Raw genomic sequence first — 15,047 nt, forward strand, 5'->3', positions numbered from 1 at the left:
TAAATTGCCGTCGCATTTCGCATGATCATTGACCACCCTGCTCCCTTCCCCTATGTACTCAGCCTTGCATGAACTGAAGCCTGACTGCGTGGGAGCCGCGAAATCGCCGCTTCGCGCCGTTGGCCGCGCGGATGGCCCACCGGGCCGGTTGCAAGCGCGCGGTCTGATAGGAGTGCCGACATGGCCGAGATGACGCCCGCGTTGACCCCCACGTCGACCCCCGCCTGGGCGACCGAAAAGCCGACCGCCCTGCTGGTGCTGGCCGATGGTACTGTCATCGAGGGTCGCGGCCTTGGCGCCACCGGCTCGGCCGTCGCCGAAGTCTGCTTCAACACGGCACTCACCGGCTACCAGGAAATCCTCACCGACCCGTCCTATGCCGGCCAGATCGTCACCTTCACCTTCCCGCATATCGGCAACATCGGCACCAACGGCGAAGACATCGAGGACCTCAACCCGGTCGCACGCGCCGGCGCCGTGGGCGCGGTGTTCAAGGCCGACGTCACCAATCCGTCCAACTACCGCGCCGCCGGTCACCTCGACCAGTGGCTGAAGAAGCGCGGCATCGTCGCGCTTTCGGGCATCGACACCCGCGCGCTGACCGCGCTGATCCGTGAAAAGGGCATGCCCAACGCCGTCATCGCGCACGCGCCCGACGGCGTCTTCGACCTCGAAGACCTGAAGCGCCGCGCCGCCGCCTGGTCGGGCCTGATCGGGCTCGACCTTGCAAAGGAAGTCACTTCGGGTCAGTCCTCGGTCTGGCGCGAGACGCCCTGGGTGTGGAACGAAGGCTTTGGCGAACAGGCCGAGCCCTCCATGCACGTCGTCGCCATCGACTACGGCGTCAAGCGCAACATATTGCGCCTGCTTTCCGGCCTCGGCGCCAAGGTCACCGTGGTTCCGGCCAGCACCGGCTCGGAAGAGATCCTGGCCATGCAGCCCGACGGCATCTTCCTCTCCAACGGCCCCGGCGATCCGGAAGCCACCGGCGGCTATGCCGTACCGGTCATCCAGGATCTGCTCAAGACCGACATTCCGGTGTTCGGCATCTGCCTGGGCCACCAGATGCTGGCGCTGGCGCTGGGCGGCAGGACCGCCAAGATGCACCAGGGTCACCACGGCGCCAATCATCCGGTCAAGGACCACACCACCGGCAAGGTCGAGATCGTCTCGATGAACCATGGCTTTGCCGTCGACGCCGACTCGCTGCCAGCGGGCGTCGAGGAAACCCATGTCTCGCTGTTCGACGGTTCGAACTGCGGCATAGCGCTGACCGGCCGCCCGGTGTTCTCGGTCCAGCACCACCCCGAGGCCTCGCCCGGCCCGCAGGACTCGCACTATCTGTTCCGTCGCTTCGTCAACCTGATCCGCGAAAAGCGCGGCGAGGAATTGCTGGCCGAGCGGGCTTGAGAGGCGTCGCGCCGCCCCTCATTGCCCTGCCGGGCATTTCTCCCCGTATAGTAACGGGGAGAAAGACGCCGTCGCCAAGATTTCGCCAATTGTCGACGTTGCAAAAAAGGGCGGCGAGGTCACGGCGGATCTCCCTTCTCCCCGTCACTATACGGGGAGAAGGTGCCGGCAGGCGGATGAGGGGCAGCGCAAACATCTCGCAGCCTCGCTCCCCAAACACGCGGTCCTAAGCCACCGGCCGGCCTTCGCTGGCCTCCAGTATGGCGAACCATTGCTGGCGGTCGAGCACGATATCGCGCGCCTTGACCATCGCCGCCAAACGTTCCGGCTTCATCGAACCGAGCACCGGCACTGGCCGGGCGGGATGGCGTAGCAGCCAGGCGATGGCGACAGCGGCGAGATCGCCGGCGCCAATCTTGGCTGCTACCGCCGCCAGTGCCGCCCGCACCCGCGCCTCGCGCGCTTCCTTGCCGGTGAACAGCGAGCCGCCGCCGAGCGGCGACCAGACCATCGGCGCGTAGCCGAGACGCTGCGCGTGATCGAGGCTGCCGTCGGTCAGAACAGACGTCTTCAGCACCGACATCTCGATCTGGTTGGTGGCCAAGGGAAACGGCAGCCGCGATGCCAGCAGGTCGAACTGCGACGGCGTGAAATTGGACACGCCGACCGCCCTCGCCTTGCCTGATTTAACCAGCGCGGCAAGTGCCGCCGCCATCTCGTCCGCATCCATCAGAGGATCCGGCCGGTGCAGCAGCAACAGGTCGAGATAATCGGTGCCGAGATTGGCGAGCGAACGGTCGACCGAGGCTGTGATATGCGTCGCACTGGTGTCGTAGTGCTTCAGCCGGTTTTGCGGCCTGTTGGCGGACGCCAGCATGATGTCGCACTTCGAGATCAGCTCGATCTGCTCGCGCTTGCCTTTCCAGCGCGCCAGCCCGGCGCCGAACGCCGCCTCGACCTCGTAGTGCCCATAGATGTCGGCATGGTCGAAACTGGTCAGGCCGAGATCGACGGCGCTGCCGATCAGCCTTGCGACTTGATCGGCATCCGGGCGCACGGCTCCGTTGAGCAGGCGCCAGGCACCGAAGACCAGCCGCGACAGCGACACGTCCTTTGTCAGCGCAATGCGGCTGTCGTGGCTCATACCTGTGCCCCGTCTTCGGCGACGCCGGTGGTGACATTTGCACGCGTCGCCGACCGCGCCACCTTGGTGACAAAGACGATGACCGCCAGCGTCAGGAAGCACGCACCGACCAGATAGGGCGCACCACCGAAAGTCACCGGCGCGCTTGGGCCGGTGAACCAGGAAAAGATCGCCGTATAGAGCAGCGGCGTGATGATCGAGGTGATCGAGAAGATCGAGGTCATCGCGCCCTGCAGTTCGCCCTGTGCCGACGGCGGCACCTTGGCTGCGGCGAGGCTTCGGAGCGGCGGATCGGCCAGCGCTTCCAGGCAGCCGACGACGATCACCGCATAGACCATCCATCCCTGCGAGGCGAAGGCGTAGCCGAACGCGCTCGCAGCCGTGAATGTCAGGCCGATAACCGCCGTCCTCCATTCGCCGAGCCTGGGGATGACGCGTGGCAGAACCGTGCCCATGATGATCGCGCCGCACAGGCCGAAGGCGCCGAGCGAGAAGCCGATCTGCTGCTCGCTCCAGCCATAGCGGTAATTGGAGACGAACGACCAGACCGCCGGGTACATCATGTGCCCGAGCGTCATCAGGAAGAAGACCAGCCCGATCCAGCCGATGCCATGATACTGGCGCATCTGCAGCAGCGTGCCGACCGGGTTGGCGCGTTTCCACTCGAAGCGGCGCCGATGCTTTTCATCCAGCGTTTCCGGCAGGAAGAACATCGCGATCAGGAAGTTCACGAAGGCAAGCCCGGCGGCGAAATAGAACGGCACCCGCGGTCCGAACGTGCCGAGCAATCCGCCCAGCACCGGCCCGATGACGAAACCGACGCCGAAGGCGATGCCCAACAGGCCGAAATTCTTCGCCCGGTTCTCATCGTTCGAGATGTCGGCGATGAAGGCCGATGTCGTCGAATAGCTGGCGCCCGAAATGCCGGCCAGCACGCGCCCGATGAACAGCATCGGGTATGACCACGCGACCGCGCAGATCAGGTTGTCGATGGAGAAGGTCAGCACCGAGGCGAGCAGGATCGGCCGCCGTCCGAACCGATCGCTCAAGCCGCCCATGATCGGCGCGAAGAAGAACTGCATCGCCGCATAGACGAAGAACAGCCAGCCGCCTTCGATCGCCGCGCCGCTGATGCTGACACCGGTCAATTCCCTGAGATAGGCCGGCAGCACCGGCATGATCATGCCGAAGCCGATGATGTCGAGCAGCAGCGTGGTGAAAACGAGCGCCAGGCCCCGCCTGGCGGTTTTGGGATCGATCATGGCGGGTCAAGCTCCTCGGTCCGCCCCGGGGCCTGGGCGAACGAACCTTATAGGCGAGGCCGCGATAAGGAACAATGCGGGAACAGGCAGGAATGTTTGATCCTGACATCCCCTGACGGCGTGTTCGCCGTCAGGCTGCCGGTGTGAATCGAGTGCTCAGATTGCACCGCTCATCGTGTTGCAATCCGAAAGCTTGCCGCTCTTGTAGCCGCGCGCCAGCCAGGTCTGCCGCTGCTGCGAGGTGCCGTGGTTGAAGCTTTCCGGCACGACATAGCCCTGCGTCTTCTTCTGCAGCGTGTCGTCGCCGATCTGCTTGGCGGCGTTGAGCGCGCTTTCGAAATCGCCCTGCTCCAATATGCCCTTCTGCCCGGTGTAGTGCGCCCAGACACCGGCGAAGCAGTCGGCCTGCAACTCGATGCGCACCGACAGCTGGTTGGAATCGGCTTCGCTCATGCCTTGCCGCATCTGGTTGAACTTGCCCATGATGCCGGTGAGATTCTGCACGTGGTGACCGACCTCATGCGCGATCACATAGGCACGGGCGAACTCGCCGGAAGCGCCGAACTGCTGGTCGAGCTGCTGGAAGAAGGTCATGTCGAGATAGACCTTGTGGTCTCCAGGACAATAGAACGGTCCGGCAGCCGCAGAGGCAAAGCCGCAGGCGGAGCGGACCTGGCCGGAAAACAGCACCAGCTTCGGGTCTTCATAGGTCAACCCCTGCGACTTGAAGATGCCGGTCCAGGTATCCTCGGTCTCGGCGAGCACGGTCGCCACGAACTGCTTCATCTCGTCATTGGCGGGGGCGGTCCCGCTGTCCTGACCGCCGCTGTTGTCGGTGATCTGGCCACCGCCGCCGGGCAGCAGGCCACCGTCGCCGCCGCCCAGGATCGCTGAGGGATCGAAGCCGAAATACCATCCGGCCAGCACCACCAGGATGACGAGGATGATGCTACCGCCGCCGCCGGTGCGACCGCCGATCGGCAGGCGGAATTGGCCGCCGCCTCCTATCCCGCCGCCGCCGCCCTCGCTGCGGTCGTCCTCGATATTGTCACTCTGACGACGGCCTTTCCAGAGCATGGCAATTCCCCGTGATGTAAACGTCCCCGTTGCTCCGGCAGGCCGGCTCAACCCAACAAACAATTATCCCAATGGTTGCACCAAGTCACAGTATTTTTCAGCGCCCGCGTGACTGCTTCAGAGCACTGGCCGTGACCGGCGAACGCCTGTAGCATCGCCGCAACGGGAGGGGCGCGTGAGACTGAAGACGATCGGTCGATTCCTGTCGCTGCTCGCGACCCTGCTCTGTCTTGGCGTCATGGACGCCGACGCGGTGACGCTCGATTCCAGCGTTGCCGTCACCGATCCCGCCACCTTGCAGGCGCTGGAGCGTGACGGTCTTTCGATCAGCCGCCTGCTCGGGCCGGCACTCGGCCTTACCCGCGAGGTCGACAATCGCGGCCTGTTTTCGGTGCCGGCGCTGGCCACGGTGCGCGACACGGTCAAGCTCGAGATCGCCGAGGAGCCGAAGACCAGCCCCGATCCCTATGTCGCCGCCATGGCGAAATCGAAGGACACCAGCCAGAAATTCAATCCGAGATACATCGACGACGACGGCTCTACGCTCGACCTGACTGGCATCGTCAACCGCATGGACCGTGGCTATCTCGGCCACACCGAATGCGGTGAGATCAGGCTGATCTACCGCTTCCACTATTCGGTCGCGGAAAAGTCGGCCAAGGGCAAGCCAATCGGGGGGAAGACTGCGCAGCGCATTTCCTCACGCCTGCCGTTGACCATGAGCCTGGTGTTCAACGCCAAGCCAAGGCAGGCGCAGGCCCGCGCCTCGAAGGATCTGCCTGATACCACCGATGTGTCCTGCGCCGACGTCGCCAACCGCTGGCTGGCCGCCGGTCAAAAGGATCTGCCGCCCGACCAGCTCGCCGCCTGGCTGCGCTCCGACGAAGGCCCGCTGTCGGGCGCCATGCTGAACTCCTCGCAGATCATGCGGCTCGAACTCAACATGCAGGTGCTCAGACTGTCGGCCTCGACGCGGCGCGATTTCGGCGGCCACGCCGAGTACCTCCTGAAGATCTTCAAATGGAATCCGGCGACCTCGAGCTTCTACGAATCGAGGATGGAGAACCAGATCGATCGGGCGACGGTGCTGGCCGACAAGCCGGCCTTCGCCAAATGGCTGCTCAACGACCGCAACATCTACGACCTCGACCATGGCCGGCTGGTCATCGACGAAAAATTCCTGGCCAAAAGCGCCGTTTCGGTCGCGCCTGGAGGCCTCAGCCGCTCGCAGAACAACATCGCCTATGGGCTGGTCGACGATGCCGATATCGACAAGGCGCTGAAGGACTATGTCGCCCGGGGCAATACGCTCGCCACCATCAAGTCCGTGGCCGGCTTCGACCTGCGGCTGAACGAGATGAGCTGCACCGGCTGCCACCAGACGCATGGCATCGCCGGCTTCCACTACACCGGCGCCGACCCGGCCAGCGAGCCGCGCCGCAACGCCGTCTTCGTGCCTGGTTCGGCCGTCTTCTTCGCCGACCTGCCGCGCCGCCGCGCCATTGTCGAGCAGTTCGCCGCCGGCGGTCATCCGGATTTCACCAGAGGTTTCGCCGCCCGTCCCGACCAGAAATATGCCGAGGCGCTGAAGGGCACCGACCTCTACAATGGCTGGGGCTCGATCTGCTATAGCGGTAAGGACGCAAGCTTCGAGGACTGGACCTGCGGCGCCGGCCTGCGCTGCGCCGGCGTCCACGAAAGCTCCATCCACCCGGGTTTCGGCACCTGTGTCAGCGAGAAGGGCACCGCGGTCGGCGACCCCGTCGAGTTCGGCGAGATCAAGATGTCGACATGGGGCAGCGACCAGTATTGCCGTCTGTCGCCGGCCACCGCCAAGGCATGCGCCATCGACCCCGCACGCGACAAGAAACCGGTGGTGAAGCTCGCCGGTTATGGCGCGGCGCGTCAGCGCTACGACAACCCGCAGCAGAAGACCGGCGGCTTTCCCGGCGGCATGCTGCGCAAGGCGACCTGCGACAGGCTTCCCGACGAGGCCACCTGCGGCCGGCTGGCCAAGACCGGCTTCAACGACTGCATCGCCGCGGGCAAGGATCACAAATTCTGCACCAGGGAGTTCACCAAGACCGCCGGCCTGCGCGCCTGCGACAAGGCGCATCCCTGCCGCGAGGACTATATCTGCACCGCCGGCTATGACGATCTGGCCGAAGCCAAACCCGGCGAAGGCACCTGCATTCCGCCCTATTTCATCTTCCAGTTCCGCGTCGACGGCCATCCCAGAAGCTGGGTGCAGGATGTTCGCGAGTGAACCAACCCTGCATCGCGCAACGGACTTACCCCTTCTGCTTGGCGCCGGCGCTTTTGCCGTCCGAGCTTTTCGAACGCTCCTCGAAACGCGCCGCGCCCTTCTTCAGGGGGTGACCGATCTCGGCCTCGGTCTTGCGCTCGTCCTTCGCAGCCGCCTGCTTTAATCCGCTGGCCGCCTGCTTGCCCTTCGCCGTCGGTGCCTGTTCAATTCCCATCGCTTCCTCCCTTGGCGCGCGACATCGCGCGGTCCCAGGAGCAACGTGCATGACATCGGACGGTTCCGGCGGCTCGGGGAGCGGCTGGCGCGGCTCAGCGCGCCGTCATCGCCTTGCGGAACGCTTCCAGCGTCTCGGCGCTGACATGGTGCTCGATGCCCTCGGCATCGATGCGCGCCGTCTCCGCGCTGACGCCGAGCGAGCGCAGGAAAGCTTCCACAGTCTGGTGGCGGATGCGGCTTTCCTCGGCGACCTTGCGGCCGGCCTCTGTCAGGAACACGCCGCGATAGGGTTTTCTCGACACCAGCCCGTCGGCGCACAGCCGCGTAAGCATCTTGGCCACCGTCGGCTGGGCGACGCCGAGCCGTGCGGCGATATCGACCTGGCGCGCCTCGTTGCCGTCCTCGATCAGATCGGCGATCAGCTCGACATAATCCTCGACCAGCGCGCTGCGGCGCGCTTGGCGCTGCTGCCGGAATCCTTCCGAATGGACGTCGGCGTCAGGCAGTGGCTCGCGCGGGACCGGTCTGTTCTTCAGCGCCAATGCGCGCTCCTCCTCGGGAGTTTAGCCGTTGCTGCTTTATAGCACGGGCTCTGATTCTTCAGGCCGTTTATTTGCATTCCCCTATAGGCGCAACCGGCGTTCCCAATTGCCTCTGTCACCAGCGCTTCCGCATCGGATAAAAAGCACATACAATGAAATATAGCATATTGCATAATGTTGAGCCATGGCATAGGTTATGGACATTCCCGGACGTCTCGGAAAGCCTGTCCATGTCAGAAGCAGAAGCCACAGCCTCCCGTTCCGCATGGCGGTTCGCCAGACGCGACGAGGACGACCAGCCCAGCCTGCGCGAGGTCAATTCTTCGATCGCCGTGCCGAGTTCGGGCGTCTGGTTCCGCCGCCTGTTCGCCTTCATGGGCCCCGGCTACATGGTTTCGGTCGGCTATATGGACCCCGGCAACTGGGCCACCGACCTCGCCGGCGGCGCCCAGTTCGGCTACACGCTTCTGTTCATCATCATGCTGTCCAACCTGATGGCGATCCTGCTGCAGGCGCTGGCCGCGCGGCTCGGCATCGCCACTGGCCGCGACCTCGCCCAGGCCTGCCGCGCCTACTACCCGCGCCCGATCAATTTCGTGCTGTGGATCGCCTGCGAGCTCGCCATCATCGCCTGCGATCTCGCCGAAGTCATCGGCACCGCGATCGCGCTGCAGCTGCTGTTTGGCATTCCGCTGATCGGCGGCGCTATGCTGACGGCGCTCGACGCCTTCCTGGTGCTGCTTTTGATGAACAAGGGCTTCCGCTATCTCGAAGCCTTCGTCATTGCACTGCTGATCATCATCTTCAGCTGCTTCGCCATCCAGATCTTCGTCGCCGCGCCGCCGGCCGGCACGATCCTGCATGCGATGTTCGTGCCGTCCTCCGAAATCGTCACCAATCCTGCGATGCTCTACATCGCCATCGGCATCATCGGCGCCACGGTGATGCCGCACAATCTCTATTTGCACTCCTCGATCGTGCAGACACGTGCCTATGAGCGCACCGAAAAGGGCAAGCGCGAAGCCATCAAATGGGCGACGACCGACTCCACCATCGCCCTGATGCTGGCTTTGTTCGTCAATGCCGCGATCCTGATCGTCTCGGCGGTCGCCTTCCACGAGACCGGCCATCACGACGTCGCGGAGATCGGCCAGGCCTTCGAACTGCTGTCGCCGCTGCTCGGCCTCGGCATCGCCTCCATCCTGTTTGCCGTGGCGTTGCTGGCGTCGGGCCTGAACTCGACGGTGACGGCGACGCTCGCCGGCCAGATCATCATGGAAGGGTTCCTGCGCCTGCGCATCCCCAACTGGGCGCGCCGGCTTTTGACCCGCGGCCTCGCCATCATCCCGGTGGTGGTCGTCACCGCGCTCTACGGTGAAAAGGGCACCGGCCAGTTGCTGGTGTTCAGCCAGGTGATCCTGTCGATGCAGCTGCCCTTCGCGGTGGTGCCGCTGGTGCAGTTCGTTTCCGACAAGAAGAAGATGGGCAATCTCGCCATTCCGCGCGGCGTCGCAGCCCTTGCCTGGGTGGTCGCGGCGATCATCCTGGTGCTGAACTTCAAGCTGCTCTACGACACGATGTTCGGCGGCGGCTGAGGTCTCACCGGCAGTTCGCACGTTCCTGAGCATGATCCGCGACAGATCGCCGGCCCGCGCTATCTACGCGCGGCTGATGGCGGCCAATGCCGCCTCGCCAGACCCGCGCCTGGAAGAGGTGTTCGCCGAGGTGCCGCGCGAAGCCTTTCTTGGCCCAGGGCCGTGGACAATCATCGCCGGCAATGGCAAGGTCACGACGCCGAGCGCCGACCCGGCGCACCTCTATCAGAACGTGCTGGTGGTGCTTGATGCCGACAAGGGCATCAACAATGGCGAGCCGTTCCTGCACGCCATGTGGATCGGAAAGCTGGCGCCGAAGCCCGGCGAGGCCGTTTCTCATATCGGCTCTGGTACCGGCTACTACACCGCCTTGCTGGCCAGGCTGGTTTCACCTGGCGGCACCGTCACCGCTTTCGAACTCGACGACAGGCTGGCCGACCTGGCACGCAAAAATCTCGAAGCCTGTGGCAACGCGACGGTCGTCCATGGCGATGCCGTGACCGCGCCCTTGCCGCCATCCGATATCATCTATGTCAACGCCGGCGTCGTCGCCCCTCCGGCCGGATGGCTGGAGGCGTTGCGCCCAGGCGGCCGCATGATCTTTCCCTGGCGCCCGGCCGAGCGCGTGCCGCTGGCGGTGATGGTGACCCGTACCGACAGGGGCTTCGCCTGCGATCCATTCATGCGCTCCTGGTTCATCCCATGCTTCGGTGCCTCGGTTGCGGAGCTTGCCGCAAAAATTCCGACCCGCGACGAGGCGACGCGCAGCCGCTCGATCTGGCTGACCAGCGACAGGACACCGGACCGCACCGCCACCGCGATCTTCAGCGACGTCTGGTTCTCGTCGAAAGGTCTCGATGCGGCACCGCACGCCAGACCCCGGAAATGACGGAGAGCCGCCAGAAATCTCGCGTGCCCTGTCGGATTGGCCGCCGATCGCCCGTCCTTGGGGCTGGAGTCCGGCCACGACGGCATGGATTGGAGAAACGGGAGCATTCGAATGAGAAAGATCATCGCAGCCACCTTCGTCAGCCTCGACGGTGTCATGCAGGCGCCCGGCGGTCCGCAAGAAGATCCGGTCGGCGGCTTCAAGTTCGGCGGCTGGACCTTCCACTACTTTGACGAGGTGGGGGGCGCGGCGATGGATGAACTCTTCTCCAAGCCCTTCGCCCTGCTGCTCGGCCGCAGAACCTACGACATCTTCGCCGCGTACTGGCCGTATCAGAAGGATCCGATCGCGGACGCCTTCAACCCCGCAACCAAATATGTGGCGACCCACCGGCCGGACACTTTGACCTGGCAGAACACGCAATGGCTTGGGGAAGATATCGTCGCCACGGTGCGCCGCCTCAGCCAGGAGGATGGACCTGACCTGCTCATCCAGGGATCTGGCAATCTGATCCAGACGCTACTCGCCAACGGGCTGATCGACGAGATCCGGCTGATGACCTTCCCGCTGTTGCTGGGCAAGGGCAAGCGCCTGTTCGGCGATTACGCGATGCCGGCCGCCTTCAAGCTTGCCAAGTCGCAGGCCACCAGCACCGGCGTCATCATCGCCACCTACGAGCGCGCGGGCGAGATCAAGGTCGGCTCGTTTGTCACGGGAGAGCCATCCGAAGCGGAGCTCGAGCGGCGGAAGAACTGGAAGTAGCGGGACGGCCCTGGCACCTTTCCTCTCCACTGAGGAGACCAAGGTCTGCTTGTCTCAAGCCGCAACCTGCCGCCGCGCCAACCCATCGCGGATGTACCGTGCAAACTCCTGCGCCGCCGGGCCGACGCCATGCCTTGGCAGATGCAGGTTGATGGCAAAATTTGGTAGCGGCGGCAGGCCCGACTCGAACGGCAGGATGTCGAGGTCCGGAGGCACGGTCGAGGCGAGCCAGGCGGTGACGGCAAGGTCGGATCGCACCGTCGCCGTCGTCGCGTCGATATTGCCGTTCTCGAACACGGTGCGCCATTCCAGCCCATGCTCGTTGAGCGCCGAAAGCACCGCCGGGCGGAAGGCGCAGGTGTCGGCGACGATCGAAACCGGCAGCGGCCGCTTGGCGCGGGCAACGCCACCCTTAGCGCCGACCCAGACCAGCCGGTCGACGGCAAGGCATTCGCCCGCCGTCGGTCCGACCCGCTCCTCGATCACCGCAAGGTCGATGGTTCCTCCGGCAAGGGCCGTGGCCAGTTCCGGCGACGAGGCGCAGACCAGCGAGATCTCGACCTGCGGATAGGTCTCGGCATAGGCCTTCAGCACCGGCGCCAGCAAGGTGCCGACGAGATCGTAGGGCACGCCGAGCCGCACCTGGCCGGCGACAGCACTTCCCGCCATCTCGGCCCAGATCTCGTCGTTGAGGTTGAGCAGGCGCTTGGCCTTGTCGAACAGCCGCTCGCCGGAGCGCGTCAGGCGCAGGCCGCGCCGGTCGCGCTCGAAAAGGCTGCAGCCGAGCGTGTCCTCCAGCCGCTTGACCTGCTGGCTGACGGCGCCCTGCGTCAGATGCAGCGCGTTGGCGGCCGCCGTCATGCTCGCCTTGTCGGCCACGGTGACGAAGGTGCGCACCAGCGCGGTATCGAGATTGCGGATCATCCCAGCATTATAAACGCTAATGTCATGCATCGCAAACATTGCATTTACTGATATAAGTTCAAGCCTACCATGGAGCCTCCGACAAAGGACGCCCCATGCTCCAGCCGATCCTGCCGCTCATCCTGTTTGCCTTCGTGGCGACCGCCACGCCGGGCATCGCCACGACCTTGTCGACCGCCTCGGGCGCGCAGTTCGGCTTTCGCCGGTCGCTTCCCCTGATGATCGGCAGCGCCGCCGGCCTCGCCACCGTGACAGCAGCCGCGGCCGCCGGCCTTGCCGGCCTGCTGCTTGCGGTGCCCTCGCTGCAATTGGCGATGAAGGTGATCGGCTCGCTCTATCTCCTGTGGCTGGCGCTCAAGATAGGCCGCGCCGGGCCACCCAATCTCGATGTGACGATGGCCAGGCCGAACAGCTTTCTTGGCGGTGCCGGCATCCAGTGGATGAACCCAAAGGGCTGGGCGATGGGACTGGGCGCGGCGGCCTCCTTTGCAGCCCTTGCCGACGGGCCGGGACAGCTCGCCTTGCTGCTCGGCTCGACCTTCGGCCTCGCCGCCGCCATCTCGCTGTCCGTTTGGTGCGTCGCCGGCATGGTATTGGCCCGGCTGCTCAAGACCGAATGGCAATGGCGCGCGCTCAACATCGCGCTGGCCCTGGTGCTGGCCGCCTCGATAATTCCGATGTGGCGGACGGCTTGAGGTAGGGATTCGTTCTGGGAGGTCAGCGCCAGTACCCACCCGGACCTGCGGTCCGACCTCCCCACAAGGGGGAGGTGGGAAGTCCAGCTCTTCCGCACCCCACAAGACCGTTGTTGGTTGGGCAAACAAGGCGCGGTCCTCACCCTCCCCCTTGTGGGGAGGGTCGCTGCGAAGCAGCGGGGTGGGGGTCCTGGTTCGCAAAGCGAACCAGCCCCTCAAACTTCAAACCCCGTAGCGCGCTGCCGGCTTGTCGGCGTGCAGGCTGCCGTAGAAGGCTTGCCGGGCGCCGAGGAACGTGTCGAGCTTGGCGGTATCGGCAAGTGCGGGCACGGTGACGGCTTCGCCCCTGGCCAGGCCGACAAGGGCGGCATCGACCATGTCGTCGGCGGTCATGATGATCTCCTTCGGAACGTTGTCGATATCGGTGCCGGCAAGTTCCCAGAAATCGGTCCGGGTCGCGCCCGGCAGCACCACCTGCACGTTCACGTTGGTGCCCGCGACCTCGCGGTGAAGCGCCTCGGTGAAGTTGACGACATAGGCCTTGGTGCCACTGTAGATGCCGCCGAAGGAGGTGTCGAAGGCGAGCACCGAGGCGATGTTGACGATGCCGCCGCGGTTGCGTGCCAAAAGCCCCGGCAGCACGGCGCGGGTTAGGCGCGTCAAGGCGATGGTGTTGACCTTGATCATGCGTTCGGCCGCGTCGACGTCGGCGGTGGCCACGACGGCCTGACCGCCGATGCCGGCATTGTTGACCAGCAGTGTGATGCTTTCGTCGGCTGTTACAGCTTGCTCGACGCGGCGCACATCATCGTCGTTTGCAAGATCGGCGCTGATCACGCTGACCTTGCGATCGTAGGCATGGCGCAACTTTTCAGCCAATTCTTCCAGCCGGTCGGCGCGTCGCGCCACCAGCACAAGATCGTAGCCCTGGCCGGCGAGCCGGGCGGCATAGACGGCGCCGATGCCTGACGAGGCGCCGGTGACGACCGCCGTGCCCTTGTTGTTTTCTGCACTCATTATCCTGCTCCTTGTTTCGACCAATTGGTTCGTTTCGACCCGTGTTGCCGGGCTCCGTGGGCAATCGCCCTCGCCTTCACCAAAGTCGCTCACCTCAATAGTGGCATATGCCACTATCAACGAAGTAGGCATATGCCACTATCTTGTCAATGATCTCAACGGGGATTATTTGTCAGGCTGCGACGGACATCATGTCTCTGCCGCGAGGACCTATCATGCCGAAAGACGCCCTGCCCGGCCTTAACCTTTGCAACAACGCCATGCTGCGGCGTGCAACACGCAAGCTCGGCCAATTCTATGATGATGTACTGGCCCCTTCGGGGCTCAAGGCAACACAGCAGGGTCTGCTCTACCAGATCCATGTCGGCAACGAGCCGGCAATGGGCGCCCTTGCCGCTGCCCTTGTCATGGATCTGTCGGCGCTCGGCCATACGCTGAAGCCGCTGATCCGCGACGGCTACCTCGAAACCTTCGCCGACAAGGATGACCGCCGCATCAAGCGCGTCCGGCTGACGCCGTTGGGCCGTGTCAAGCTCGATGAGGCCGTGAAGCTTTGGGAAGTCGCCCAGCGGCGATTCGAAGATCTGGTCGGCAAGGAACAGGCGGCGAAGCTGCGCGAGGTGCTCGATGGAATCGCCGCGCTGGATTTCGATCTGCCGTCGGCCAGTCGAGCAATTCCAGGAAAAGTGTGAAACGGTTTTCCGGGGAAAGCCCGTAGCGCTTTCCCTCGGGAATTGCGTCAAAACAAAGAAAATAGATCGGTCCCACGTTTCCTGGAAACGTGGGACCGATCCAGCAGCCGACGGCTTTTCGCAGACCTTATTCCGCCGGCATCGCCACTGGCTTGGCCAACATCCGGCCGGCCAGCACGATGCCGAGCCCCACGATCGGGAAGGCAGCCGCCACCAGGCCGAGGTCGGCCGGCGCGCCATAGCGCAACACGCCACCGCCGACCACGGCGCCCAGCGCCACGCCGAGATAGAGCGCCGAGGCATTGAGCGACAGCACGATCGGGGCGGCATCTGGCGCCAGCTTGATGATGCGGCTGGCTTGCGCTGGCGGGAACGCCCAGCCGACGATGCCCCACGGCACCATCATGCCCATCAGCGCCGGTCCGGCTATGTTGTGCGGCAGGAAGGTCGGGATCAGCGAGAAGGTGACCAGCATCGCCGCGCTCAGTGCCAACGACCAGGCAACGGTGCGCGTCGCGCCGAAGCGGTCGGCGAATTCCTTGACCATTGCGACGAC

Annotated in this window: 14 protein-coding genes and 1 pseudogene; 7 read left to right on the forward strand and 8 right to left on the reverse strand. The window is 64.6% G+C overall.

The features are described 5' to 3' along the window. Positions 1-180 precede the first annotated feature (180 nt). Positions 181-1,410 (forward strand): glutamine-hydrolyzing carbamoyl-phosphate synthase small subunit, encoded by a 1,230-nt coding sequence (gene carA / locus X743_RS148675; protein ID WP_023767123.1) that lies wholly within the window; start codon positions 181-183, stop codon positions 1,408-1,410. A 226-nt stretch (positions 1,411-1,636) separates the two neighbouring features. Here the strand turns inward: carA and X743_RS148670 are convergent, their stop codons facing one another. From X743_RS148670 to X743_RS148660, 3 genes are all read right to left on the reverse strand, one after another. Beyond that, positions 1,637-2,554: an aldo/keto reductase gene (locus X743_RS148670; protein ID WP_023767124.1), complete on the reverse strand. Its 918-nt coding sequence runs from the start codon at positions 2,552-2,554 to the stop codon at positions 1,637-1,639. Further along, a complete protein-coding gene (locus tag X743_RS148665; RefSeq protein WP_023767125.1) occupies positions 2,551-3,816 on the reverse strand; it encodes a tetracycline resistance MFS efflux pump in 1,266 nt (421 codons plus the stop codon). Before X743_RS148665 ends, X743_RS148670 begins: the two co-directional genes overlap by 4 nt. 156 nt (positions 3,817-3,972) lie before the next feature. Then, on the reverse strand, positions 3,973-4,893 hold the full coding sequence (locus tag X743_RS148660; RefSeq protein WP_023767126.1) for a neutral zinc metallopeptidase: 921 nt from the start codon (positions 4,891-4,893) through the stop codon (positions 3,973-3,975). Positions 4,894-5,068: 175 nt separating this feature from the next. On the opposite strand from X743_RS148660, the gene X743_RS148655 reads away from it, so the two are divergent. Continuing rightward, complete coding sequence (locus X743_RS148655) at positions 5,069-7,159, forward strand: hypothetical protein (RefSeq protein WP_031257961.1); 2,091 nt, start codon at positions 5,069-5,071, stop codon at positions 7,157-7,159. A 25-nt stretch (positions 7,160-7,184) separates the two neighbouring features. Here the strand turns inward: X743_RS148655 and X743_RS148650 are convergent, their stop codons facing one another. After that, complete coding sequence (locus tag X743_RS148650) at positions 7,185-7,373, reverse strand: hypothetical protein (RefSeq protein WP_013893618.1); 189 nt, start codon at positions 7,371-7,373, stop codon at positions 7,185-7,187. A gap of 94 nt (positions 7,374-7,467) precedes the next feature. Beyond that, on the reverse strand, positions 7,468-7,917 hold the full coding sequence (mntR, locus tag X743_RS148645) for a manganese-binding transcriptional regulator MntR (RefSeq protein WP_013893617.1): 450 nt from the start codon (positions 7,915-7,917) through the stop codon (positions 7,468-7,470). 230 nt (positions 7,918-8,147) lie between these two features. Here mntR and X743_RS148640 point away from each other — a divergent pair, with 230 nt between their 5' ends. From X743_RS148640 to X743_RS148630, 3 genes are all read left to right on the forward strand, one after another. Beyond that, complete coding sequence (locus tag X743_RS148640) at positions 8,148-9,512, forward strand: Nramp family divalent metal transporter (RefSeq protein ID WP_023767128.1); 1,365 nt, start codon at positions 8,148-8,150, stop codon at positions 9,510-9,512. A gap of 31 nt (positions 9,513-9,543) precedes the next feature. Continuing rightward, positions 9,544-10,401, forward strand: coding sequence for a protein-L-isoaspartate O-methyltransferase (locus X743_RS148635; protein ID WP_023767129.1), 858 nt, complete (start codon positions 9,544-9,546; stop codon positions 10,399-10,401). A gap of 111 nt (positions 10,402-10,512) precedes the next feature. Next, positions 10,513-11,163: a dihydrofolate reductase family protein gene (locus tag X743_RS148630; protein ID WP_023767130.1), complete on the forward strand. Its 651-nt coding sequence runs from the start codon at positions 10,513-10,515 to the stop codon at positions 11,161-11,163. 54 nt (positions 11,164-11,217) lie between these two features. Here the strand turns inward: X743_RS148630 and X743_RS148625 are convergent, their stop codons facing one another. Beyond that, complete coding sequence (locus X743_RS148625; protein WP_023767131.1) at positions 11,218-12,087, reverse strand: LysR substrate-binding domain-containing protein; 870 nt, start codon at positions 12,085-12,087, stop codon at positions 11,218-11,220. Between the two features lie 95 nt (positions 12,088-12,182). Between X743_RS148625 and X743_RS148620 the strand changes: the two genes are divergently transcribed. Further along, positions 12,183-12,782: a LysE family translocator gene (locus X743_RS148620; RefSeq protein WP_023767132.1), complete on the forward strand. Its 600-nt coding sequence runs from the start codon at positions 12,183-12,185 to the stop codon at positions 12,780-12,782. 222 nt (positions 12,783-13,004) lie between these two features. Here X743_RS148620 and X743_RS148615 read toward each other — a convergent pair whose 3' ends face one another. Then, positions 13,005-13,799: an SDR family oxidoreductase gene (locus tag X743_RS148615; RefSeq protein WP_023767133.1), complete on the reverse strand. Its 795-nt coding sequence runs from the start codon at positions 13,797-13,799 to the stop codon at positions 13,005-13,007. Between the two features lie 215 nt (positions 13,800-14,014). Between X743_RS148615 and X743_RS148610 the strand changes: the two genes are divergently transcribed. Then, entirely contained in the window at positions 14,015-14,491 is a 477-nt protein-coding gene (locus X743_RS148610) for a MarR family winged helix-turn-helix transcriptional regulator (RefSeq protein WP_023767134.1), read from the forward strand. A gap of 127 nt (positions 14,492-14,618) precedes the next feature. On the opposite strand, the pseudogene X743_RS148605 reads toward X743_RS148610, so the two are convergent. Then, positions 14,619-15,047 (reverse strand): annotated as a pseudogene (locus tag X743_RS148605) (MFS transporter); the annotation flags it as partial.

Origin of the sequence: Mesorhizobium sp. LNHC232B00 (assembly GCF_000502435.1) — a bacterium.
In the GTDB taxonomy this organism is placed as follows: domain Bacteria; phylum Pseudomonadota; class Alphaproteobacteria; order Rhizobiales; family Rhizobiaceae; genus Mesorhizobium; species Mesorhizobium opportunistum.